The organism is Bradyrhizobium sp. GW821-FHT13H06 (assembly GCF_058803975.1).
This window is the reverse complement of sequence record NZ_JBXAPN010000029.1, coordinates 1-1,312: the sequence shown is the minus strand read 5'-3', so window position 1 is coordinate 1,312 and position 1,312 is coordinate 1. Positions and strand designations below refer to the sequence as shown.

1 protein-coding gene is annotated in these 1,312 nt (G+C 62.3%); it reads left to right on the top strand.

Going from position 1 to position 1,312, the window contains the following annotated elements; genetic code table 11:
- Nucleotides 1–103: 103 nt before the first annotated feature.
- On the top strand, nucleotides 104–1,258 hold the full coding sequence (locus AC1RQP_RS40145; RefSeq protein WP_239628897.1) for an integrase core domain-containing protein: 1,155 nt from the start codon (nucleotides 104–106) through the stop codon (nucleotides 1,256–1,258).
- Nucleotides 1,259–1,312 lie beyond the last annotated feature (54 nt).

Sequence of the window (1,312 nt, the reverse complement as noted above, 5' to 3'; positions counted from 1 at the left end):
TGTCCAGACCGGATAGATAGGTAACACGGTAGACCGGATGGATGGGTGACAGTTCTCTGTCGGCTGGGAGGATCAGCCGATGCCTTGGCGGGAGAGCTGTACAGTGGACCTGAGGATTGATTTCATAGCGGATCAGCGAAGCGGCTTGTGGACGATGACAGAGCTCTGCGAGCGCTACGAGATCAGCCGCAAGACCGGTTACAAGTGGCTGGACCGCTACCGGTTGGAGGGGCCTAGCGGGCTTGAGGATCGTTCCCATGCCGCGCGAGTGCATGGGCGAGCGACGCCGCAGCACATTGTGGATGCGATTGTCGGGCTGCGGCTCGAGCGGCCGAGCTGGGGACCGCGCAAGATCGTCAGCAAGCTAGAGGTCCGTCAAGGGGATGTCGATTGGCCGTCAGCCTCGACGGCAGGCGAGATTCTCAAGCGGGCTGGACTGGTGAACAGCCGTCGGGTCCGGCGACGAGCGCCGCCGCGTATGGGACAACTGACAGTGCCTCAGCATGCCAACCATGTCTGGGCCCTCGATCACAAGGGCTGGATCCGGCTGGGCGACCGATCTCGCGTTGAGCCCTTCACGATGACCGATGGCTTCAGCCGCTATTTGATTAGCTTGGCGGCGACGGGCAGCACGCAATATGCCGAGTGCCACCCCCTGCTGGAACGGGCGTTTCGCGAGTACGGCTTGCCGCAGATCATCCGCTCCGACAACGGCTCGCCGTTCGCCTCGACTGGGATCACTGGTCTGACCGCGCTGTCGGTATGGTGGATCAAGCTTGGCATCTGCCATGAACGGATTGATCCCGGCCATCCGCAGCAGAATGGCCGACACGAGCGTTTCCACCTCACGCTTCTGGAGGCCATGCGGCCACCGCCGCCGACCAAGGCCGCGCAAGCCCGTCGGTTCGCAGCATTTATGCGCGACTACAACGAAGAACGGCCGCATGAGGCACTTGGGCAGCGTCCACCTGCCAGCGTCTACAAGGCTTCCCCTCGTGCGATGCCCAGTCGGCTTCCGGAGCCGAATTATCCGGTCGGAGCGGCGGTGCGCCAGGTTCGCTCCAACGGCGAGATCAAATGGCGTGGCGAGCTCATCCATCTTTGCAGCGCTCTCGCTGGTGAAACAGTTGCCGTGGAGGAAACCGCCGAGGGGCAATGGCAAGTGCGCTTCTTCAACATGCCGATCGGCATCGTCGACCAGAAAACATCAACGCTGCGGCGCTGCGCTAGCGCAGCCCCGCAGCGGACCGAACCATGAACGACTGTTACCTATCCATCCGGTCTGGTTTGTTACCCATCCATCCGCTGGACA